Source organism: Haemophilus haemolyticus M19501, from assembly GCF_000222025.1.
In the GTDB taxonomy this organism is placed as follows: Bacteria; Pseudomonadota; Gammaproteobacteria; order Enterobacterales; family Pasteurellaceae; genus Haemophilus; species Haemophilus haemolyticus_G.
On the sequence record NZ_AFQO01000005.1, the window covers coordinates 20,142 to 41,883 of the forward strand.

The window sequence follows — 21,742 nt, forward strand, 5'->3', positions numbered from 1 at the left end:
ATTTTGACTAATTTTAACCGCACTTCTTTATAAAGGAGCAGATTATGTATTATGGTTTAGATATTGGTGGCACGAAAATAGAGCTTGCCGTATTCAATGAAAAATTAGAAAAATTATATTCTGAACGGGTACCAACACCTAAAACTGACTATGAGGAATGGCTTAACACGATTGTGGATTTAGTGAATCGTACTGATGAAAAGTTTGGTGAAGTGGGCACCGTAGGTTTGGGCGTACCTGGTTTTGTTAATCAACAAACTGGATTAGCCGAAATTACCAATATTCGTGTGGCAGATAATAAACCAATTTTACGCGATTTGTCTGCACGTTTAGGCCGTGAAGTGCGGGCAGAAAATGACGCAAATTGTTTTGCGTTATCTGAAGCATGGGATACGGAAAATCAGCAATATCCGACTGTACTAGGTTTAATTCTTGGAACTGGTTTTGGTGGTGGCTTTGTCTTAAATGGTAAAGTTCATTCAGGTCAAGTTGGAATGGCGGGAGAGCTTGGTCATTTACAACTAAATTATCATGCCTTGAAATTATTAGGATGGGATAAAGCCCCAATTTATCAATGCGGTTGTGGCAACAAGGCTTGTTTGGATAATTATCTGTCTGGTCGCGGTTTTGAAATGCTTTATCGAGATTTGAAAGGCGAAACATTATCTGCTCGTGAAATTATTGATTTGTTCTATCAAGGCAATGAAAGTGCGGTAGATTTTGTGAATCTTTTTGTTGAGTTGGCGGCGATTTCTATTGGCAATATCATTACGGCATTTGATCCGCATATGATTGTGCTAGGCGGTGGATTATCTAATTTTGATTACCTTTATGAGGCTTTACCAAAAGCGCTTCCGCCTCATTTGATGCGGACAGCAAAAGTCCCGCCAATTAAAAAAGCGAAACACGGCGATTCCGGTGGCGTGCGTGGTGCGGCAGCGTTGTTTTTAACCAAATAATTCAACAAACTAGTGGGGCGTATTCAAATAATACGCCCTTTGTTTTGGAAAATATTTAGAATATTCTAAATTTATTAGATTTTTTCTTGCTTGTGTTTCTTTTCTTTAGAGAAATCATTAAAAAATCTCGCCTTTTCATTGAAAAACCATACAATCAAATTATTTATCGCTTGAGGGATGATTATGGAATTTGAATTTTCAAAAATGTTAGAAGAAGTGCTAACTTGGATAGTTGCACACCTTGATGGACCTTTATGGGATGCCACCATTATTATTTTGCTTGGGACTGGTCTATTTTTTACCATTACAACAGGATTTGTGCAGTTCCGTTTATTTCCAGCAAGCCTTCGTGAAATGTGGTTTGGCCGTGCGGTGGAGGGGAGTTCATTAACACCTTTCCAAGCGTTTACGACAGGTCTTGCGAGCCGCGTTGGTGTGGGTAACATTGGTGGGGTTGCAACGGCAATCGCCTTAGGTGGCGAAGGCGCAGTGTTTTGGATGTGGGTAACGGCATTTATTGGCATGTCGAGTGCTTTCGCTGAATCTACTCTTGCTCAATTATTTAAAATTCAGGATAAAGATGGCTCATTCCGTGGTGGCCCTGCTTATTATATTGTGCAAGGTTTAAAATCACGTTGTATGGCAGTGGCTTTTGCGCTTGCATTAATTTTTACATTTGGTTTTGCCTTTAATTCTGTGCAGGCAAACTCTATTGTTGAAGCGACGAGCAATGCGTGGAATTGGAAAGGGGAATATGTTGGTATTTCATTAGTAATTTTGACCGCACTTATTATTTTCGGTGGTGTTAAGCGGATTGCGATTATTTCGAGTAGTCTTGTGCCAATGATGGCGCTTTTCTATTTGATTATGGCGGTGATTATTCTTGGTATGCATATTGATATGATTCCTTCCGTGATTCATCGTATCATTCAAAGTGCATTTAGTTTTGATGCTGCCGCTGGCGGAATGTTTGGTGCGCTTGTATCAAAAGCAATGATGATGGGGATTAAACGTGGTTTATTCTCAAACGAAGCGGGGATGGGTTCTGCGCCTAATTCGGCTGCAGCAGCTCACGTTAAGCATCCAGTTAGCCAAGGTTTAGTGCAAATGCTCGGAGTTTTTGTTGATACAATGATCGTTTGTACTTGTACTGCCATTATTATTTTGCTTTCCAATAATTATGGTAGCGAAACGCTAAAAAGTATCTCACTTACGCAAAATGCCTTGCAATATCATGTAGGTGAATTTGGGGTGCATTTCCTGGCGTTTATCTTATTGTTATTCGCTTATTCTTCTATTATTGGTAACTATGCTTATGCGGAAAGCAATATCCGTTTTATCAAGAATAAACCTTGGTTTGTATTTTTGTTCCGTTTAATGGTGCTATTCTTCGTGTATTTTGGCTCGGTTCGTTCAGGCAATGTGGTGTGGAATTTTGCAGATACGGTAATGGCTGTCATGGCAATTATTAACTTGATCGCAATTTTGATGTTATCGCCAATCGTATGGAAATTGATGAAGGATTATCAACGCCAGCTTAAAGAAGGAAAAACACCAGAGTTTAAAATTGACGAACACCCTGAATTGAGTAAGAAAATATTTGATTCCCGTATTTGGAAATAAAGATAAAATGGCTAGAAAGAAATTTTTAGCCATTTTTAGTTTATTCATATATTGCGTTTTATCATTAATATCGTGATAAATTGAAAATAATCCCCGATAGCTATTGTTCTACGTGGGTAAAAAGGGTATATTCCGACCCAAATTTTTTCTTTTTTACAGAACGGAGTTTATTATGTTTGGTTTATCCCCTGCTCAAATGATTATCTTATTAGTGGTCATTTTATTGGTTTTCGGTACGAAAAAATTAAGAAATGCGGGTTCAGATCTTGGCGCTGCTGTGAAAGGCTTTAAGAAAGCAATGCAAGATGATGAAAAAACAAAAGATGCAGAATTTAAGTCTATTGACAATAATGCAACATCTGCAAAAACTGAAACCACAAAAGAGAAAGAACAGGCTTAATCCGTGTTTGATATTGGTTTTTCAGAACTTGTTTTGGTAATGGTGGTTGGCCTAGTTGTGCTAGGGCCGAAGCGTTTACCTGTCGCTATTCGCACAGTGATGGGCTGGGTGAAAACGATTCGTGGTTTAGCTGCCAATGTGCAAAATGAGTTGAAACAAGAACTAAAATTGCAAGAATTACAGGATAGTATCAAAAAAGCTGAATCTTTGAACTTGCAAACCCTTTCACCTGAATTGAGTAAAACGGTGGAAGAATTAAAAGCTCAAGCAGATAAAATGAAAGCAGAGCTAGAGGATAAAGCGGCTCAAGCTGGTACAACAGTGGAAGAGCAAATTAAAGAAATTAAAAGTGCGGCTGAAAATGCAGAAAAGCCTCAAAATGTGGCATTAACTGAGGATTCGACAGAAACTTTACCTGAAGCAGAAAAAACACCTGCAGATTTAACTGCACTTGAAGCCCACGAGCAAGCAGAATTGACTGAGCGTTTATCTGATTATTATCCGCCGGATGAGATTGAAATTGCGCCAGCACCAAAATCTCAATCTTCAAAAACTGAATCATAGCGAGTTTTTATGAGTAATGTGGATGAATCTCAACCTCTAATTACACACCTTGTTGAGTTAAGAAACCGTTTATTACGCTGTGTGATTTGTGTGGTATTGGTTTTTGTCGCATTGGTGTATTTTTCCAATGATATTTATCATTTTGTTGCTGCACCTTTAACGGCTGTTATGCCAAAAGGTGCGACGATGATCGCAACGAATATTCAAACGCCTTTCTTTACGCCAATTAAATTAACAGCGATTGTTGCTGTTTTTATTTCTGTTCCTTATTTGCTTTATCAAATTTGGGCTTTTGTTGCGCCTGCATTGTACCAACATGAAAAACAGATGATTTATCCGTTGCTATTTTCAAGTACGATTTTATTTTATTGTGGCGTGTCTTTTGCTTATTACGTTGTATTCCCGTTTGTATTTAGTTTTTTTACACAAACTGCGCCAGAAGGCGTTGCTATTGCAACAGACATCAGTAGCTATTTAGATTTTGCTTTGGCATTGTTTTTAGCATTTGGTGTGTGTTTTGAAGTACCGATAGCTATTATTTTACTTTGCTGGACTGGCGTTACCACTGTGAAGGCTCTTTCAGGAAAACGTCCTTATATTGTTGTGGGCGCATTTTTTATCGGTATGCTTTTAACGCCTCCTGATGTTTTCTCACAAACTTTACTCGCAGTGCCTATGTGCTTGCTCTTTGAGCTTGGCCTATTAGTCGCTCGTTTTTATCAACCCAAAGACGATGAAAGTGCGGTTGAAAACAACGATGAATCAGAAAAAACAGAATAATGAATTAATCTATTCATGAGGGGCAGATCACTAAGCCCCTTTTTTATTGCATTGATGACATTGTCGCGTTGCTTTTTCATAAAACAATATCTTTTCTTTATTCACGAATAAATGTGATTTATAGCTTAGTAAAAGTTTCGTATTTTCACCGAAAACATCATCATTTTATTAGGTTATTATCTTTATTTTTATTTTCTATCTAATAAATTGGGTGATTTTTTAGATAATTTCTTTCTGTTTTGTTTTTCTTTAAATTTCCTTCATAAAAATTATTGCAACGTTAAGTCGGTCATTGCATATTGTCAGTGCGCCCCATGAGGCGAACATAATAAAAAACACAATACACACAACATCAACAACAAAGAAGGAAATTCATTATGTCAACAGTTGCTTCCTTAGATGCATTCTTAGCAAAAGTCGCTCAACGTGATGGTCATCAACCTGAGTTTTTACAAGCGGTTAGAGAAGTGTTTACTTCTATTTGGCCTTTTTTAGAAGCTAATCCTAAATATCGTTCAGAGGGATTGTTAGAACGTTTAGTCGAGCCTGAACGTGCATTTCAATTCCGTGTAGCTTGGACTGATGACAATGGTCAGGTGCAAGTTAACCGTGCATTTCGAGTGCAATTTAATAGTGCAATTGGTCCATTTAAGGGCGGTATGCGATTCCATCCATCAGTAAATTTATCTATTTTAAAATTTTTAGGTTTTGAGCAAATTTTTAAAAATGCTTTAACTACATTGCCTATGGGCGGAGCAAAAGGTGGTTCGGACTTTGATCCGAAAGGGAAATCAGATGCAGAAGTTATGCGTTTTTGCCAAGCATTGATAGCTGAACTTTATCGTCATGTAGGGGCAGATACTGATGTGCCAGCAGGTGATATTGGTGTTGGTGGGCGCGAAGTTGGTTATTTAGCTGGCTATATGAAAAAATTATCGAACCAAGCTGCATGCGTATTTACTGGTCGTGGATTATCTTTTGGTGGTAGCTTAATTCGTCCAGAAGCAACGGGATATGGATTAGTTTATTTTGCTCAAGCCATGTTAGCTGAAAAAGGCGATAGCTTTGCGGGTAAAGTTGTATCGGTTTCAGGTTCTGGTAACGTAGCGCAATATGCTATTGAAAAAGCATTATCTCTTGGCGCAAAAGTGGTGACTTGTTCTGATTCCTCTGGTTATGTTTATGACGCTGAGGGATTTACTACTGAAAAATTAGCCGCACTTTTAGAAATTAAAAATGTGAAACGTGGTCGCGTGAAAGATTATGCAGAACAATTTGGCTTGCAATATTTTGAAGGTAAACGCCCTTGGGAAGTGAAAGTTGATATTGCGCTTCCTTGTGCAACTCAAAATGAATTAGAACTTTCAGATGCTCAACTTTTAATTAAAAATGGCGTGAGATTAGTCGCTGAAGGCGCCAATATGCCAACTACCATTGAAGCAACAGAAGCGTTACAGGCTGCAGGTGTATTATTTGGACCTGGTAAAGCGGCTAATGCTGGTGGCGTAGCGACTTCTGGTTTAGAAATGGCGCAAAGCTCACAACGTTTATATTGGACAGCGGAAGAAGTGGATGCACAATTGCATCGAATTATGTTAGATATTCACGCAAACTGTAAAAAATACGGCACGATTGAGGGGCAAGAAAATATTAACTATGTGGTAGGCGCAAACGTAGCAGGTTTTGTCAAAGTCGCTGATGCTATGTTGGCACAAGGCGTTTATTAATCCTCAAAATTTCAAATAGAAAATAACCGCACTTTAAAAAAGAGCGGTTATTTTTTCGGATAAAATTTGAATATAAGAAAGGCGACATTTTGTCGCCTTAGAGATGTTATTTATTTGAATTGTTTTCATCACAATGATTAATATCACTACATTTCCCGTAAAGATATAAACTATGCGCTTTTAATTTAATGCCATATTTTTCGCTAATTTCACGTTGGCGTTGTTCAATAATATTGTCAGTAAATTCAAATACTTTTCCGCAATCTTCACAGATAATATGATCATGGTGTTCAGTGGGTGCTAGCTCAAATACAGATTTGTTACCTTCAAAATTATGACGTATCAAAATACGCGCTTCATCAAATTGATTAAGCACTCGATAAACTGTAGCTAAGCCAATCTCGCTTCCTTGTTCAAGCAAAATTTTATATACATCCTCTGCAGAAAAGTGCTCATTTTTGTGATTTTGCATCAAAGCAAGAATCGTTAAACGAGGCTCTGTAATTTTTAATCCCGCTTTTTTGAGTAATTTAATGTTTTCTTCAGACATAATTTTTCTTCCTATTATGCACAAAATGCTAAGCCAATTCAGCTAAGCACATTTCATCGTAAATTTGTTTACACCATTTTTCCACACGTTCTGCAGTAAGTTCAGGTTGGCGATCTTCATCAATACACAACCCAATGAAAGTTCCATCTTCTAATAATGCTTTTGATGCTTCAAAAGTATAGCCTTCAGTTGGCCAGTTACCCACAATGATTGCGCCGCGCGGTTCTACGATGTCGCGCACGGTGCCGATAGCATCGCAGAAATAATCAGCATAGTCTTCTTGATCACCACAGCCGAAAATACCTACGAGTTTATCTGTAAAATCGATTTCTTCTAACGTTGGGAAAAAATCATCCCAGTCTGCTTGTGCTTCGCCGTAATACCAAGTCGGAATACCGAAAAGTAAGAAATCGTATGCTTCAATATCTTCTTTGCTACTTTTTGCAATATCACGAATATCGATTAAGTCGTTACCTAATTGTTTTTGGATCATTTTCGCGATGTTTTCGGTATTGCCTGTGTCACTGCCATAAAATAGACCAACAACTGCCATTTTTCTTTCCTTTTAAAATTTAACGTATTGATTATAAATAGGGGATATACCCTAAATTATGTGGGAGTATACTACAAAAGTATTCTCATTTAAATTAATTCTTATTTACAAATCGTGCTATCGCACGTATAACAAATTCAGGTTTTTCAGCATGTACCCAGTGGCCACAACCACTAATAGTAAAAGACGTCGCATGAGGAAATTGTTCTAAAATTTTTTCGCTATTCTCTATTTTTATATAAGAAGAATTTCCGCCTTTAATAAACAGCGTCGGCGTGAGTACATGCACCTTTTCCCAATCCATAATGTTAGCGTAATTGTTGAAAAGTGCAGTGAGATTAAACCGAAAATAATCAGGTGAATTGGGTTCAAAAGATTTCAGCATAAATTGCACGACATCCTGATCATCAATTTCCTTTTCTAAGAGCGGTTTGGCTTCTTGACGAGTTTTAGGTGCTGCATTTTTTACAGCGAACAAACCATTAAATACATCTTTATGTCCAAATCCTTCGTAAGGCAGGGGAGACATATCAATTACAATTAATTTTTCGACTAATTCTGGGCAAAGTGCGGTGATTTTCATGGCGGTTTTTCCCCCCATGGAATGGCCAATTAATATCACTTTGGATAAATTTAAGTGGCGGATTACCGCGATAACATCTTCAGCCATAAGTTGATAATTCATTTTTTCCGAATGAAAACTATGGCCGTGATTGCGCAGATCTACGCGTAAAATATTGTAATTTTCGTTAAAAGCTCTGGCGATGATGCCAAGGTTATTCATATCCCCGAATAAACCGTGAATAAAAACTAAAGTTGGAGAATTAATCGTTTGTTTTACTTGATGAAATTGATAATTGAGCAATGAATTTGCCATAATTTTTGCGTGAGAATTTGTAAAGAAGTCGCTATAATTAAAAAAATTCTAGCAAACAGAGAGAAAAAAATGAAGATCATTGAAGTTGATGAAGAATTATACCAATACATTGCGAGCCAAACCCGCTCTATTGGGGAAAGTGCTTCGGATATTTTACGCCGTTTGCTTAATTTACCGGCACATGCGAGTGTTTTCGCCGATGGCTTAACATTTGCTCCGGCTGAAAATAACGAAAAAACAGAATCAAAAGTAGAAGTACAGCCCGAACCGGCTAAGTCAGAAAGTGTAAAACTGACGAAAAAACAGCCGATAACGGCGATTAATCAGATTGTAGAAAAAGTTCAAGCCTTATTAAAATCGACAGAATTTCAAGAGGAAGGCAAAGCTGTTACGCGTTTCTTAGCTATTTTGCGCGTGCTTTATCGCACTAATCCTGAGAGTTTTGCGCAAGCCACAGAATCTTTACAAGGCCGCACCCGAGTTTATTTTGCTCGAGATGAAGCAACATTGTTAATGACTGGCAATCATACAAAACCAAAACAAATTCCAGATACGCCTTATTGGGTTATTACTAACACAAACAGTGGCCGTAAAATGCTGATGTTGGAAGGCGCAATGCAATCAATGGATTTGCCTGAAAGTTTAATTGACGAAGTGCGGGCATATTTCACGGTAAATTAATGATGTATCCTTGGCAAGCCTTTGCTATTCAACCTAAGTTTTCTCATAAAATCGCCTTACGCACTGCACAGGGCGATATTTTTAATTGGGCGCAAGTAGCCGAGAAAGTGAACCAAACTGTTTCCTTCTTACAAAATAAAGGTGTAAATCCTGAAAGTGCGGTTGCTTTTGTCGGAAAAAATACAGAAAACATTTTATTTTTATATCTTGCTGCAATCCAACTGGGTGCAAAAATTCTAGGCATTAATCTGGCGTTTCCTCAAGAAAAAATTGAAGAATTATGTGAGATTCATCACATCGATTTTTGTTTTTATGATGAAGATTTGAGGGATTTTCCAAAAACTAATGTAGTTATACAAAAAGCCGATTTCTTTCGCCCTGCAACAATGACGCTCACGTCTGGCTCGACAGGTTTGCCAAAAGCGGTAGTACATAATGTTCAAGCGCATTTAGATAATGCGAAGGGCGTATGCGAATTGATGAAGTTTGATAGCGAACATTCTTGGCTACTTTCCTTGCCGTTATATCATGTTTCAGGTCAAGGTATTGTTTGGCGTTGGTTGAGTTGTGGCGCTGAATTGCATTTTCCGAAAACGGATTTTTACGCTTCATTATTGGAGGCGACTCACGTTTCTCTTGTGCCAACGCAATTACAGCGTTTATTAGATTATTTACAGGAAAATCCGAGCATTTCATTTGCTACGCGTCATATTTTACTGGGCGGTGCGCATATTCCCACAGAACTTACACAAAAAATGGTGAAATACGGTATCGAAACGTATTCTGGCTACGGAATGACGGAAATGGCTTCGACAGTTTTTGCTAAAAAATCTGACAGAAAACAAGGCGTAGGGCAACCGCTCTTAGGTAGAGAGTATTGTTTAGTAAATGATGAAATTTGGCTGAAAGGTGCAGGTTTGGCGATGGGGTATTGGAAAGATCGACAAATTGTTCCATTAACGAATAACCAAGGCTGGATTCAGACAAAAGATAAAGGCATTTGGCAAGAGGGCGAACTTGTTATTATCGGACGACTTGATAATATGTTTATTTCAGGTGGCGAAAATATTCAACCAGAAGAAATTGAACAAGTGATTATTCAACATTCTTCAGTTAATCAAGTGTTTGTTTTACCACAAAAAAACAAAGAATTTGGTCAGCGTCCTGTCGCTTTAGTGGATTTTAATGAACTCTTTAGTAAAAGTGCGGTTGAAAATTTAATGTTTTTTTTACAAGATAAACTTGCACGTTTTAAACAGCCTATTGCATATTATCCTTTGCCACTGATGCTTGAGAAAGGCATTAAGATCTCACGTAAACAGCTTGCTGATTGGCTGGCAAAGCGAGATGAGATAAATTAATTTACCATTTAGATTAGGGAAAAATAATGATTAGGAAACTTATGAAAACACCTCCATTTTTTACCGCACTTTTTGCTTCGGCAATGTTTACCCTTAGCGTTTCGCAAGGGGTATTGGCGGCAAATTCAACAAACGTATTACCAACAGAGCAATCGCTTAAAGCCGATTTGGCTAACGCTCAAAAAATGAGTGAGGGGGAGGCAAAAAATACGTTGTTAGCAGAATTACAAACATCAATTGATTTATTGCAGCAAATTCAAGCTCAACAAAAAATCAATGATGCATTGCAAACAACATTAAGCCATTCAGAGAGTGAAATTAGAAAGAATAATGCAGAAATTCAAGCATTAAAAAAACAACAAGAAACGGCAACAAGTACTGATTATAATGCACAATCACAGGACTATTTACAAAATAGTCTCACTAAGTTAAATGATCAATTACAAGATACGCAAAACGCATTAAGCACAGCAAATGCACAATTGGCAGGGCAAAGTTCTATTTCTGAACGAGCACAAGCGGCATTAACAGAAAATGTTGTACGCACACAGCAAATCAATCAACAATTAGCCAATAATGATATTGGTAGCACATTGCGAAAACAATATCAGATTGAATTACAACTGATTGATTTAAAGAATAGTTATAATCAAAACTTATTAAAAAATAATGATCAGCTTTCTTTACTTTATCAAAGCCGTTATGACCTATTGAATTTACGTTTGCAAGTACAGCAGCAAAATATTATTGAGATTCAAGAAGTCATTAATCAAAAAAATCTTCAGCAATCACAAAATCAAGTAGAACAAGCTCAGCAGCAACAGCAAAAAACTGTGCAAAATGATTACATTCAAAAAGAGCTTGATCGCAATGCACAGCTTGGTCAGTATTTATTACAACAAACAGAAAAAGCGAATTCATTAACTCAAGATGAGTTAAGAATGCGAAATATTTTAGATAGCCTCACTCAAACTCAACATACTATTGATGAACAAATTAGTGCATTACAAGGCACGTTAGTTCTTTCACGTATTATCCAGCAACAAAAACAAAAATTACCGACTAACTTAAATATTCAAGGTTTATCAAAACAAATTGCCGATTTGCGCGTACATATTTTTGACATTACTCAAAAACGCAATGAACTTTATGATCTAGATAACTATATTAATAAAGTTGAAAGTGAAGATGGAAAACAATTTACTGAGGCAGAAAGAACGCAAGTTAAAACGTTATTAACTGAGCGTCGGAAAATGACATCTGATCTAATTAAATCTTTAAATAATCAATTAAATCTCGCGATTTCTTTGGAATTAACACAGCAGCAAATTACACAAATCAGTGATCAAATTCAATCTAAATTAGAGCAGCAAAGTTTTTGGGTGAAAAGTAATAATCCTATTAATTTAGATTGGGTAAAAATGCTTCCAAGAGCTTTAGTTGAACAGTTTAATGGCATGTTGAAAAAATTAGGTTTTCCAACTAATTATGACAATTTACCTTATTTGCTGATGTATTTCTTAGGGTTATTTATTGTAGGCGGTGCAATTTTTAAATTTAAAAATCGAATTAAACAACAATTAAACAAAATTAATCGTGAAATACATCGTTTAGATACAGATAGTCAGTGGAGTACTCCACTTGCCCTGTTATTAACAGCGTTTTTAACGCTTTCTAGTACACTTTGGTTTTTAGCAGTTTGCCAAATGATCGGCTTCTTTTTCTTCAAAAATCCAGAAGAATTTTGGCATTGGTCATTTAATATGGCGGGTTATTGGTGGTTCTTTACATTTTGGATTTCATTGTTCCGTCCAAATGGTATTTTTGTTAATCATTTTGAATCTTCAAAAGAGAATGCACAACGTTTTCGTGGTGTTATCCAGCGCATTATTATTGTGATTGTATTGCTTTTAAATACTTCTGTGTTTAGCAATGTCACTGATGCAGGTTTAGCTAATGATGTGTTAGGTCAAATTAATACTATTACGGCTCTAATTTTCTGTGCGGCGATTATTGCCCCTCGTTTTAATCGAGTACTTCGCGCTTATGAACCTGAAACAAATAAACATCATTGGTTAATAAGAATTGTACAAATTGGTTTGAGATTAATTCCTGTGGGATTAATCGTACTTATTGTTTTAGGCTATTACTACACCGCTTTAAATTTGATTGAGCATTTTATTCATTCTTATATTGCTTGGTGTGTATGGTGGTTAGTACGCAATACGATTTACCGTGGTATTACGGTTTCTTCTCGTCGTTTAGCACATCGCCGTTTAGCAGAAAAACGTCGTCAAAAAGCACTTGAAAATAATTATGAAAATATATCCTCTGATGATGTGGTTGCAGTGGGAGAGCCAGAGGAAAGTTTGGCGTTAAATGATGTGCGTAGCCAATTATTACGTTTTGTAGATCTCTTTATTTGGACAGCATTATTAGGGATTTTCTACTATGTATGGTCAGATTTAGTCACCGTAGTGAGCTATTTACGTGAAATTACACTTTGGCAACAAACCACGACAACCGATGCTGGCACTGTAATGGAAAGCATTACTTTATTTAATCTTCTTGTTGCTTTGGTTATCGTGGGAATTACTTATGTGTTGGTTCGTAATATTTCAGGCATTTTGGAAGTATTAATTTTCTCTCGAGTGAATCTTTCACAAGGTACGCCTTATACGATTACGACACTACTTACTTATATTTTTATCGCCATTGGTGGCGCGTGGGCATTTGCAACCTTAGGGATGTCTTGGTCAAAATTACAATGGTTATTCGCCGCACTTTCTGTTGGTCTTGGTTTTGGTATGCAAGAGATTTTTGCAAATTTTGTGTCAGGTATCATTTTGTTATTTGAACGCCCAATCCGAGTTGGCGATGTGGTTACCATTAATGGAGTGAGCGGTACTGTAGCGAAAATTCGTATCCGTGCAATTACATTGATTGATTTTGATCGCAAAGAAGTGATTGTGCCAAATAAATCTTTTGTGACAGGTCAAGTGACCAACTGGGCATTATCTAGCACTATGACACGTTTAGTGATTAGCGTTGGTGTTGCTTATGGTTCTGATTTAACACTCGTGCGCCAATTATTACTTCAAGCAGCTGATGAACAGCCGACTGTTTTACGTGATCCTAAACCATCTGCTTATTTTTTAACTTTTGGCGCAAGTACTTTGGATCACGAGTTACGTGTTTATGTAGAACAAGTTGGGGATCGCACCAGTACTACAGATGCCCTTAATCGCCGTATTAATGAATTATTTGCAGAACATAATATTGATATTGCCTTTAATCAATTAGATGTATTTATCAAAAATAATGATACAGGCGAAGAAATTCCTTTTGTTGATGTAAAAAAATAAGGGGAAATTATGGCTGGTAATACAATTGGACAACTTTTCCGTGTGACAACCTTTGGGGAGTCACATGGTATTGCATTAGGCTGTATCGTTGATGGGGTACCGCCAAATCTTGAATTATCAGAGAAAGATATTCAGCCAGATTTAGATCGTCGTAAACCAGGAACATCTCGATATACCACGCCGCGTCGTGAGGACGATGAAGTTCAAATTTTGTCTGGTGTGTTTGAAGGAAAAACGACAGGCACAAGTATCGGAATGATCATTAAAAATGGTGATCAGCGTTCGCAAGATTATGGAGAGATTAAAGATCGTTTTCGCCCTGGTCATGCAGACTTTACCTATCAGCAAAAATATGGCATCCGTGATTATCGTGGCGGTGGACGTTCATCAGCGCGTGAAACAGCGATGCGAGTTGCAGCTGGATCGATAGCAAAAAAATATTTACGTGAACATTTTGGCATTGAGGTGCGAGGTTTTTTAAGCCAAATCGGTAATATAAAAATTGCTCCGCAGAAAGTGGGACAAATTGATTGGGAAAAGGTAAACAGTAATCCATTCTTTTGTCCTGATGAAAGTGCGGTAGAAAAATTCGATGAATTGATCCGTGAACTTAAAAAAGAAGGAGATTCTATTGGCGCAAAACTTACTGTTATTGCAGAAAATGTACCTGTAGGATTGGGTGAGCCAGTATTTGACCGTTTAGATGCCGATCTTGCTCACGCATTAATGGGAATTAATGCAGTAAAAGGTGTAGAAATTGGCGATGGCTTTGCTGTGGTTGAACAACGAGGTTCGGAACATCGTGATGAAATGACACCTAATGGCTTTGAAAGTAATCATGCAGGCGGTATTTTAGGCGGAATTAGTTCAGGACAGCCAATTATCGCCACTATTGCACTAAAACCAACTTCAAGCATTACGATTCCTGGTCGTTCAATCAATCTTAATGGTAAACCCGTAGAAGTTGTAACAAAAGGTCGTCACGATCCTTGTGTGGGGATTCGTGCTGTGCCAATTGCGGAAGCTATGGTGGCGATTGTCTTATTAGATCATCTCTTACGTTTTAAGGCACAGTGTAAATAATCTTAGTGTAAGATGGGAGTCTGTGCCTAGGGTAGGTATACCCTAGGTTAGTTTGATGTTACCCCTTTGGGGTAAGTGGAAAGTTCTTCAATGGGGCTGAACTTAAGGTGTACCTATATGTGAGTCTGTGCCTAGGGTAGGTATACCCTAGGTTAGTTTTAGTTTGATGTTACCCCTTTGGGGTAAGTATAAAGTTCCCCAAAGGGGAACTATTTTTCTAACCGTGGGTATACTTACCCACGGCAAAACCTAGGATATGCTTACCCACGGCAAAACCCAGAGTATGCTTATCTACAAGCAAGACCTAGAATATATTTACCTACGGCAAAACTTTAGAATGAATAAAATTTTATTAAAAACAACCATAATTTTTACCGCACTTTTCTCTCTGAACGTTGTTGCGTCTCCTCTAGATTGGCAAAAAGTGAAACGCCCTATTCCAAGTGAAGATGGTAAAGCAAGTCCTATTGGTAGTTATACCAACGGGTGTATTATTGGAGCGCAAGCATTACCGCCGAAAGGTGAAGGTTACCAAGTTATTCGTATGAATCGCAATCGTTATTATGGTCATCCAAATATGATTCAGTATCTTGAACGTTTGGGGCAACGCGTTAAAGCTGCTGGGTTACCAACGATGTTAGTGGGCGATATTGCCATGCCGGGTGGCGGGCGGTTTTTAACGGGTCATGCTAGCCATCAGATGGGGTTAGATGCGGATATTTGGTTAAGAATGGGCGAAATGTCAGATGCCGATGCGCTGAATTCTGATGGTAAAGGTTTATTAGTTGTGGATAGAAAGGCGCAACGAGTCGATGAACGCGTGTGGAATAGCAATCATGCGACGTTAATCAAGTTAGCCGCGCAAGATCCAAGTGTGACGCGTATTTTTGTTAATCCTGCGATTAAGGTAAAATTATGTCAAACCGCTGGCAATGATCGCGGTTGGCTACACAAAGTTCGTCCTTGGTATGGTCACGACTCTCATTTTCATGTTCGTTTAACTTGCCCTGCAGATGCGCCTTATTGTGAAAATCAAGCCCCCGTTCCTGCTGGTGATGGTTGTGGAGACGAATTATATTCTTGGTTTGAACCGCCAAAACCAGGCGCTTCAGTGAGCAAACCTAAAGTTACACCACCAGAGCCGTTTTTGTGCCAACAAATTTTGAACTCACCGAATCGGAGTGAATGGTTAGAATAGCATTAAGGTAAATCAATATGGATATCGGAATTGATCTTTTAGCAATATTGTTTTGTGTTGGTTTTGTTGCATCATTTATCGATGCGATTGCTGGCGGTGGTGGATTAATCACTATTCCAGCGTTGCTCATGACAGGTATACCACCTGCAATGGCGTTAGGCACCAACAAATTGCAAGCTATGGGGGGCGCATTATCTGCAAGCCTTTATTTCTTGCGAAAAAGAGCGGTCAATTTACGCGATATTTGGTTTATTTTGATTTGGGTTTTCTTAGGTTCATCCCTCGGTACATTGTTAATTCAATCAATTGATGTAGCGATTTTCAAAAAAATTCTACCTTTTTTGATTTTAGCCATTGGTCTGTATTTTTTATTTACTCCTAAATTAGGTGATGAAGATCGAAAACAACGATTAAGTTATCTGTTATTTGGTCTTTTAGTTAGCCCATTTTTAGGTTTTTATGATGGCTTCTTTGGTCCAGGAACTGGCTCAATAATGAGTTTAGCCTGTGTTACTTTGCTAGGATTTAATCTCCCGAAAGCGACAGCACATGCAAAAGTGATGAACTTCACTTCAAACTTTGCTTCTTTTGCGCTTTTCTTATTGGGCGGACAAATTCTTTGGAAAGTGGGTTTCGTGATGATGGCTGGGAGCATTTTAGGCGCAAATTTAGGTGCTAAAATGGTAATGACGAAAGGTAAAACCTTGATTCGACCAATGGTTGTTATCATGTCCTTTATGATGACGGCTAAAATGGTTTACGATCAGGGCTGGTTTCATTTTTAATTCGGAAAGCGCGCAAAAGTGCGGTTAAAATTAATTTCATTTTATTATGTCAAATAATCAACAAAATTTACGTTTGACAGCGAGGGTGGGCTATGAAGCGCACTTTTCATGGTCGTATTTAAAGCCTCAATATTGGGGAATTTGGCTCGGTATTTTCTTTTTATTGTTGTTAGCATTTGTGCCTTTTCGTCTACGCGATAAATTGGCGGGAAAATTAGGTATTTGGATTGGGCATAAAGCAAAGAAACAGCGTACGCGTGCACAAACTAACTTGCAATATTGTTTCCCTCATTGGACTGAACAACAACATGAGCAAATAATTGATAAAATGTTTGCGGTTGTTGCACAAGTTATGTTTGGTATTGGTGAGATTGCCATCCGTTCAAAGAAACATTTGCAAAAACGTAGCGAATTTATCGGTCTTGAACATATCGAACGGGCAAAAGCTGAAGGCAAGAATATTATTCTTATGGTGCCACATGGCTGGGCGATTGATGCGTCTGGCATTATTATGCACACTCAAGGCATGCCAATGACTTCTATGTATAATCCACACCGTAATCCATTGGTGGATTGGCTTTGGACGATTACACGCCAACGTTTCGGCGGAAAAATGCATGCTCGCCAAAATGGTATTAAACCTTTTTTAAATCATGTTCGTAAAGGCGAAATGGGTTATTACTTACCAGATGAAGATTTTGGTGTGGAGCAAAGCGTATTTGTTGATTTCTTTGGAACTTATAAAGCGACATTGCCGGGATTAAATAAAATGGCAAAACTTTCTAAAGCTGTTGTCATTCCAATGTTTCCTCGTTATAACGCTGAGGCTGGCAAATATGAAATGGAAATTCATCCCGCAATGAATTTAAGTGATGATCCTGAACAATCAGCCCGAGCAATGAACGAAGAAATAGAATCTTTTGTTACGCCAACGCCAGAGCAATATGTTTGGATTTTGCAATTATTGCGTACAAGGAAGGATGGCGAAGATCTTTATGATTAAGAATAGGGTTTGAAAGTCATATTCTCGAAAACGGATATTCAATAAGGTAAATAAGAAATGGAAGAAAAAATTCGGCTGACGCAATACAGCCATGGTGCGGGTTGAGGTTGTAAAATTTCGCCTAAGGTGTTAGGGACAATTTTACATTCAGAACTGGAAAAATTTTATGATCCAAATCTGCTCGTTGGCAATGAAACTGCTGACGATGCGGCGGTGTATGATCTTGGTAATGGAACTGCAATTATCAGTACCACCGACTTTTTCATGCCGATTGTGGATGATCCTTTTGATTTTGGACGAATTGCCGCAACCAATGCCATTAGTGACATTTTTGCTATGGGCGGTAAGCCGATTATGGGAATCGCCATTTTAGGTTTTCCAACCAATGTATTACCTGCAGAAATTGCACAGAAAATTGTTGATGGTGGGCGTTTTGCTTGCCATCAAGTGGGTATTGCTTTGGCGGGGGGACATTCCATTGATTCGCCTGAACCTATTTTTGGTTTAGCCGTGACAGGCGTGATTGATACTGAAAAAGTGAAACGTAATGCGTCTGCAAAATCAGGTTGTAAGCTTTATATGACTAAACCGCTTGGTATTGGTATTTTGACGACGGCGGAGAAAAAAGGAAAACTTAAGCCAGAACATCAAGGTTTAGCCACTGCTGCTATGTGCCAAATGAATTCTATTGGCAGTCAATTTTCCCAAGTGGATGGTGTCACCGCAATGACGGATGTCACCGGATTTGGTTTACTTGGTCATTTAATTGAAATCTGTGAAGGTTCAAATCTAAGTGCGGTAGTTTTTGCGGACAAAATTAAAACCTTGGGCGGTGTAAAAGATTATATTGCTCAAGGTTGCGTACCGGGTGGAACAGGGCGTAATTTTGACAGTTATGGGCATAAAGTTGGGATATTGACGGAAGAACAAAAAGCGATTTTGTGTGATCCTCAAACATCAGGTGGTTTATTAGTGGCAGTTGATCCTAATAGCGTTCAAACTATAATTGAAATAGCCAAAGATGCTGGCATTGATTTATATGAAGTGGGTGAATTAAAACCTAAATCAGAATCCGATGTTGTCGTTGAAATAGCTTAATAAAAAAGCGTGGAAATTTGAAAACCCACGCTTTTTTATTTTATAGAAGGATTATTTTCCGATAACGTCTAATCCGCCCATATATGGACGCAGCACTTCTGGCACGGTGATTGAACCATCTGCATTTTGATAGTTTTCAAGCACAGCCACTAAAGTACGACCAACAGCTAAGCCAGAACCATTTAAGGTGTGCACTAAGCGCGTTTTTTTATCGCCTTTTGCTTTACAACGTGCTTGCATACGGCGAGCTTGGAAATCCCACATATTTGAGCAAGAAGAAATTTCGCGATAAGTATTTTGTGCAGGCACCCACACTTCTAAGTCGTAAGTTTTGCAAGAACCAAAGCCCATATCGCCTGTGCAAAGTAAAACTTTACGGTATGGTAAATTTAATAATTGCAATACTTTTTCTGCGTGACCGGTTAATTCTTCGAGTGCTTCCATTGATTTATCTGGATCAACGATTTGTACCATTTCCACTTTATCAAATTGGTGCATACGAATTAAACCGCGAGTATCACGCCCGTAAGACCCCGCTTCTGAACGGAAACATGGCGTATGTGCGGTCATTTTTATTGGTAATTCTGTTTCATCAATAATTACATCACGCACTAAATTAGTGACGGGCACTTCTGCGGTTGGAATTAATGCGTAAGGTTGTTCGCCTTCTAAGGCTAAAGTATGGAATAAATCTTCACCGAATTTTGGTAATTGACCTGTTCCATAAAGTGTTGCGTGATTCACTAAATAAGGCACATAGGTTTCTAAATAGCCGTGTTGTTCAGTATGAAGATCTAACATGAATTGCGCTAGTGCACGGTGCATTTTTGCGATTTGACCTTTCATTACGGCAAAACGCGCGCCCGCTAATTTAGCCCCTGCGGCAAAATCTAAGCCATTTGCTTCCTCACCTAAAGTGACATGATCTTTCACTTCAAAATCAAATGTACGCGGTGTACCCCAACGTAAGATTTCTTTATTTTCGGTGTCATCTTTGCCTAATGGCACTTCGTCTGCGGGTAGATTTGGAATACTTAATGCAATTTGATTGATTTCCGCAAGTACTGCATCTAATTGTGCTTTTGTTTCAGTCAATTGATTGCCCATATCATCCACTTCTGCCAATAATGGCGCGATATCTTCACCACGTGCTTTAGCAGCGCCAATGGCTTTGGAGCGAGTATTACGCTCCGCTTGTAAGTTTTCTGTGGTGACTTGTAAGTTCTTGCGTTGTTCTTCTAATGAGGTGAGTTTTTCTGTATCAAGAATAAAGTTACGTTTTATTTTTAATTTTTCTGCGACTTCCGCTAAATTATTACGGAGTAAATTTGGATCGATCATGGTATTTCCTTACTTTTTTCGTTGAAATGAAAACGGTTTTATTCTATCGCACGTTGTTGAAATAAACCAGTTAAAAGCCAAGGGAAAAGCGAGATTCTGAAAATAAAGAAAAATACACCGCACTTTGTGCTAAAATTCGCGCCAATTTAATCAAATTTTTAGGTGAGTTATGAGAAAATTTATTCTTTCTTTTTTATTTATGATTATCGGCGGTGGGCTTGGTTTTGCGGGGGCTCATTTTCACCCGACAAAATGGCAGGTTAGTGCGCAATTTGAAGCGCCAAAAATGAGTGAACTAGGTAATTATTTTTCTCTTTTTTCTACATACAGTTTAGTTAGCGGTGATGCTGATGCCGTTGATATGGTAAAAATTGAGCGTAAGGCGACAGATTCTGCGTATCATGAATTTACAAAAATTCTTAATTCACCCGCTCAATTAATCGCTTTTTTAAATCAATCTGATTTTGTGAAAGCGAGAGTTAAAGTTGAAAACCAAACCATTCAGCAGATTGCCTCACATTTTAAATTTTCCCAAGAAAATAATCTTGATCAATTAACTCTTTCTTCTTTTGAGCGTGAAGAAGTGGATCAACTTTTTGTGGAATACATTCGCTATGTGAATAATCAAGCGCGCCAAACATTAAATAATGAATTGATTACAAAATGGAAATCTTTATTTGAACAAGTGAAAAATGCGGCTGACGCTAAAATTGATGTTTCTTGGGAAAATAAATTGAAGATGATGCAATCTGTTCAACCGTTGGATAATAATTTGGTGGCATTTCATTTTGTTCAACAGCCTAATCTTGTGATGGCAGAGAAACCTTATGTTATCTCAACGGGTATTGGTGCTGGTTTTGGAATTATTCTAAGTTTGTTAGCGATGCTGATTTTAGGTGCAGGAAGAAATAAAAAAGCAAAAGAATAAAGAATTGTTTGCGATAAATAAATTTTTGTGATCTTTGTCAAATTTTTAAGATCATCTTCTGTTTATTTGGGGCGAATGTAGTAAACTTAAACTAGTTAAAACCACTATAGGAGCAATGCTATGTTTCCCGAATATCGAGACTTAATTACCAAGCTTAAAAGTAATGATGCTTATTTTGATCGTCTTTTTGAAAAGCATAACGAATTAGATCATGAAATTAAGAATATGCAGGAAAACATTCAGCTCGCTACTCATATGGAAATTGAGGCTTTGAAAAAAGAAAAATTACGGATTAAAGATGAGCTTTATGAATATCTCAAGAAAAAATCACAAGAATAGTAGAAAGCCGACAAAATGTCGGCTTTTTTGTTGCACTGTTTTAAGGTTACACCACGGGTTTTTTGTCGATAAAACAATAACCCTGGTAAGGCTAATCCAAATACAATCGCGCCTAAGATAAAACTGGTATTAATAAAGGAGCTAATCATTTGTTCAAATAAAGCATCAGAAAAACCAAAATGATGGATTTGTACCATTGAAATCATTGCTTTATAAGCATGAACACCGGGAATCATCGGGATAATTGCGGCAACGGTAAAGGCTTTTGGATGGGCTAAATAACGATGGGAAAGATGCACGCCTAAAAATCCAATTACGCAAGTGGCAAAGAATGTAGCAAATACAATAGGCATATTAATATGCAGTAATAATGTGCGTGTAACATGTCCAAGTGCGGCTAAAATTGCACAATATTTTAAGGCCTTGGGCGGCACATTAAATACTAAAGCAAAGCCCACCGCTGGAATTGCGGCAAATAACATATCATCGAGTAATTTCAATATAAATATTGTTATATCTAATAACAT

At 37.9% G+C, this 21,742-nt stretch carries 20 protein-coding genes and 1 pseudogene; 16 read left to right on the top strand and 5 right to left on the bottom strand.

Annotated elements, in window-relative coordinates:
• Window positions 1-44: 44 nt before the first annotated feature.
• The 6 genes from nagK to gdhA all read left to right on the top strand — a co-directional run bounded on the left by nagK (window position 45) and on the right by gdhA (window position 6,053).
• On the top strand, window positions 45-959 hold the full coding sequence (gene nagK, locus GG9_RS06450; RefSeq protein WP_005630625.1) for an N-acetylglucosamine kinase: 915 nt from the start codon (window positions 45-47) through the stop codon (window positions 957-959).
• Between the two features lie 183 nt (window positions 960-1,142).
• Window positions 1,143-2,582 carry an alanine/glycine:cation symporter family protein gene (locus tag GG9_RS06445; RefSeq protein WP_032825047.1) on the top strand — a complete coding sequence of 480 codons (1,440 nt, stop codon included), beginning with the start codon at window positions 1,143-1,145 and terminating at the stop codon, window positions 2,580-2,582.
• A gap of 172 nt (window positions 2,583-2,754) precedes the next feature.
• Entirely contained in the window at window positions 2,755-2,982 is a 228-nt protein-coding gene (gene tatA, locus GG9_RS06440; RefSeq protein ID WP_005630630.1) for a twin-arginine translocase TatA/TatE family subunit, read from the top strand.
• A gap of 3 nt (window positions 2,983-2,985) precedes the next feature.
• Complete coding sequence (gene tatB / locus GG9_RS06435; protein WP_005630634.1) at window positions 2,986-3,546, top strand: Sec-independent protein translocase protein TatB; 561 nt, start codon at window positions 2,986-2,988, stop codon at window positions 3,544-3,546.
• A 9-nt stretch (window positions 3,547-3,555) separates the two neighbouring features.
• Window positions 3,556-4,326, top strand: a complete 771-nt coding sequence (gene tatC, locus GG9_RS06430; protein ID WP_005630637.1) for a twin-arginine translocase subunit TatC — start codon at window positions 3,556-3,558, stop codon at window positions 4,324-4,326.
• 377 nt (window positions 4,327-4,703) lie between these two features.
• Entirely contained in the window at window positions 4,704-6,053 is a 1,350-nt protein-coding gene (gene gdhA, locus GG9_RS06425; RefSeq protein WP_005630640.1) for an NADP-specific glutamate dehydrogenase, read from the top strand.
• 106 nt (window positions 6,054-6,159) lie between these two features.
• Here the strand turns inward: gdhA and fur are convergent, their stop codons facing one another.
• From fur to GG9_RS06410, 3 genes are all read right to left on the bottom strand, one after another.
• Window positions 6,160-6,603: a ferric iron uptake transcriptional regulator gene (gene fur / locus GG9_RS06420; RefSeq protein WP_005630643.1), complete on the bottom strand. Its 444-nt coding sequence runs from the start codon at window positions 6,601-6,603 to the stop codon at window positions 6,160-6,162.
• Between the two features lie 28 nt (window positions 6,604-6,631).
• Window positions 6,632-7,156 carry a flavodoxin FldA gene (gene fldA, locus GG9_RS06415; RefSeq protein WP_005629135.1) on the bottom strand — a complete coding sequence of 175 codons (525 nt, stop codon included), beginning with the start codon at window positions 7,154-7,156 and terminating at the stop codon, window positions 6,632-6,634.
• Between the two features lie 94 nt (window positions 7,157-7,250).
• Window positions 7,251-8,033 carry an alpha/beta fold hydrolase gene (locus tag GG9_RS06410; RefSeq protein WP_005630645.1) on the bottom strand — a complete coding sequence of 261 codons (783 nt, stop codon included), beginning with the start codon at window positions 8,031-8,033 and terminating at the stop codon, window positions 7,251-7,253.
• A gap of 69 nt (window positions 8,034-8,102) precedes the next feature.
• On the opposite strand from GG9_RS06410, the gene seqA reads away from it, so the two are divergent.
• From seqA to selD, 8 genes are all read left to right on the top strand, one after another.
• The gene (gene seqA / locus GG9_RS06405) at window positions 8,103-8,714 is read left to right on the top strand and encodes a replication initiation negative regulator SeqA (RefSeq protein ID WP_005630657.1); all 612 of its coding nucleotides are present in this window, start codon (window positions 8,103-8,105) and stop codon (window positions 8,712-8,714) included.
• A 2-nt stretch (window positions 8,715-8,716) separates the two neighbouring features.
• Entirely contained in the window at window positions 8,717-10,075 is a 1,359-nt protein-coding gene (menE, locus tag GG9_RS06400) for an o-succinylbenzoate--CoA ligase (protein WP_032825056.1), read from the top strand.
• Window positions 10,076-10,116: 41 nt separating this feature from the next.
• On the top strand, window positions 10,117-13,440 hold the full coding sequence (gene mscK / locus GG9_RS06395; RefSeq protein WP_005630660.1) for a mechanosensitive channel MscK: 3,324 nt from the start codon (window positions 10,117-10,119) through the stop codon (window positions 13,438-13,440).
• 9 nt (window positions 13,441-13,449) lie between these two features.
• Window positions 13,450-14,523, top strand: coding sequence for a chorismate synthase (gene aroC, locus GG9_RS06390; RefSeq protein ID WP_005630662.1), 1,074 nt, complete (start codon window positions 13,450-13,452; stop codon window positions 14,521-14,523).
• A 337-nt stretch (window positions 14,524-14,860) separates the two neighbouring features.
• Entirely contained in the window at window positions 14,861-15,721 is an 861-nt protein-coding gene (mepA, locus tag GG9_RS06385) for a penicillin-insensitive murein endopeptidase (protein WP_005630663.1), read from the top strand.
• A gap of 17 nt (window positions 15,722-15,738) precedes the next feature.
• The gene (locus GG9_RS06380) at window positions 15,739-16,506 is read left to right on the top strand and encodes a TSUP family transporter (RefSeq protein WP_005630665.1); all 768 of its coding nucleotides are present in this window, start codon (window positions 15,739-15,741) and stop codon (window positions 16,504-16,506) included.
• Between the two features lie 46 nt (window positions 16,507-16,552).
• Window positions 16,553-17,509, top strand: coding sequence for a lauroyl-Kdo(2)-lipid IV(A) myristoyltransferase (gene lpxM / locus GG9_RS06375; RefSeq protein WP_005630667.1), 957 nt, complete (start codon window positions 16,553-16,555; stop codon window positions 17,507-17,509).
• A gap of 57 nt (window positions 17,510-17,566) precedes the next feature.
• Entirely contained in the window at window positions 17,567-18,607 is a 1,041-nt protein-coding gene (selD, locus tag GG9_RS06370; RefSeq protein WP_080563580.1) for a selenide, water dikinase SelD, read from the top strand.
• A 51-nt stretch (window positions 18,608-18,658) separates the two neighbouring features.
• On the opposite strand, the gene serS is transcribed toward selD, so the two are convergent.
• Window positions 18,659-19,948: a serine--tRNA ligase gene (serS, locus tag GG9_RS06365; RefSeq protein ID WP_005630671.1), complete on the bottom strand. Its 1,290-nt coding sequence runs from the start codon at window positions 19,946-19,948 to the stop codon at window positions 18,659-18,661.
• 169 nt (window positions 19,949-20,117) lie between these two features.
• Between serS and GG9_RS06360 the strand changes: the two genes are divergently transcribed.
• The gene (locus GG9_RS06360) at window positions 20,118-20,876 is read left to right on the top strand and encodes a hypothetical protein (protein ID WP_005630673.1); all 759 of its coding nucleotides are present in this window, start codon (window positions 20,118-20,120) and stop codon (window positions 20,874-20,876) included.
• 120 nt (window positions 20,877-20,996) lie between these two features.
• The gene (locus GG9_RS06355; protein WP_005630674.1) at window positions 20,997-21,215 is read left to right on the top strand and encodes an HP1242/YdcH family protein; all 219 of its coding nucleotides are present in this window, start codon (window positions 20,997-20,999) and stop codon (window positions 21,213-21,215) included.
• A 59-nt stretch (window positions 21,216-21,274) separates the two neighbouring features.
• Here GG9_RS06355 and GG9_RS06350 read toward each other — a convergent pair.
• A pseudogene (locus GG9_RS06350) lies at window positions 21,275-21,742 on the bottom strand (threonine/serine exporter family protein); the annotation flags it as partial.

Excerpts from the sequence above, each read along its gene's own strand:
- nagK (WP_005630625.1), top strand. The coding sequence starts at position 45 with ATGTATTATGGTTTAGATATTGGTGGCACGAAAATAGAGCTTGCCGTA.
- GG9_RS06445 (WP_032825047.1), top strand. The coding sequence starts at position 1,143 with ATGGAATTTGAATTTTCAAAAATGTTAGAAGAAGTGCTAACTTGGATA.
- tatA (WP_005630630.1), top strand. The coding sequence starts at position 2,755 with ATGTTTGGTTTATCCCCTGCTCAAATGATTATCTTATTAGTGGTCATT.
- tatC (WP_005630637.1), top strand. The coding sequence starts at position 3,556 with ATGAGTAATGTGGATGAATCTCAACCTCTAATTACACACCTTGTTGAG.
- gdhA (WP_005630640.1), top strand. The coding sequence starts at position 4,704 with ATGTCAACAGTTGCTTCCTTAGATGCATTCTTAGCAAAAGTCGCTCAA.
- fur (WP_005630643.1), bottom strand. The coding sequence starts at position 6,603 with ATGTCTGAAGAAAACATTAAATTACTCAAAAAAGCGGGATTAAAAATT.
- fldA (WP_005629135.1), bottom strand. The coding sequence starts at position 7,156 with ATGGCAGTTGTTGGTCTATTTTATGGCAGTGACACAGGCAATACCGAA.
- GG9_RS06410 (WP_005630645.1), bottom strand. The coding sequence starts at position 8,033 with ATGGCAAATTCATTGCTCAATTATCAATTTCATCAAGTAAAACAAACG.
- seqA (WP_005630657.1), top strand. The coding sequence starts at position 8,103 with ATGAAGATCATTGAAGTTGATGAAGAATTATACCAATACATTGCGAGC.
- menE (WP_032825056.1), top strand. The coding sequence starts at position 8,717 with ATGTATCCTTGGCAAGCCTTTGCTATTCAACCTAAGTTTTCTCATAAA.
- mscK (WP_005630660.1), top strand. The coding sequence starts at position 10,117 with ATGAAAACACCTCCATTTTTTACCGCACTTTTTGCTTCGGCAATGTTT.
- aroC (WP_005630662.1), top strand. The coding sequence starts at position 13,450 with ATGGCTGGTAATACAATTGGACAACTTTTCCGTGTGACAACCTTTGGG.
- mepA (WP_005630663.1), top strand. The coding sequence starts at position 14,861 with ATGAATAAAATTTTATTAAAAACAACCATAATTTTTACCGCACTTTTC.
- GG9_RS06380 (WP_005630665.1), top strand. The coding sequence starts at position 15,739 with ATGGATATCGGAATTGATCTTTTAGCAATATTGTTTTGTGTTGGTTTT.
- lpxM (WP_005630667.1), top strand. The coding sequence starts at position 16,553 with ATGTCAAATAATCAACAAAATTTACGTTTGACAGCGAGGGTGGGCTAT.
- serS (WP_005630671.1), bottom strand. The coding sequence starts at position 19,948 with ATGATCGATCCAAATTTACTCCGTAATAATTTAGCGGAAGTCGCAGAA.
- GG9_RS06360 (WP_005630673.1), top strand. The coding sequence starts at position 20,118 with ATGAGAAAATTTATTCTTTCTTTTTTATTTATGATTATCGGCGGTGGG.
- GG9_RS06355 (WP_005630674.1), top strand. The coding sequence starts at position 20,997 with ATGTTTCCCGAATATCGAGACTTAATTACCAAGCTTAAAAGTAATGAT.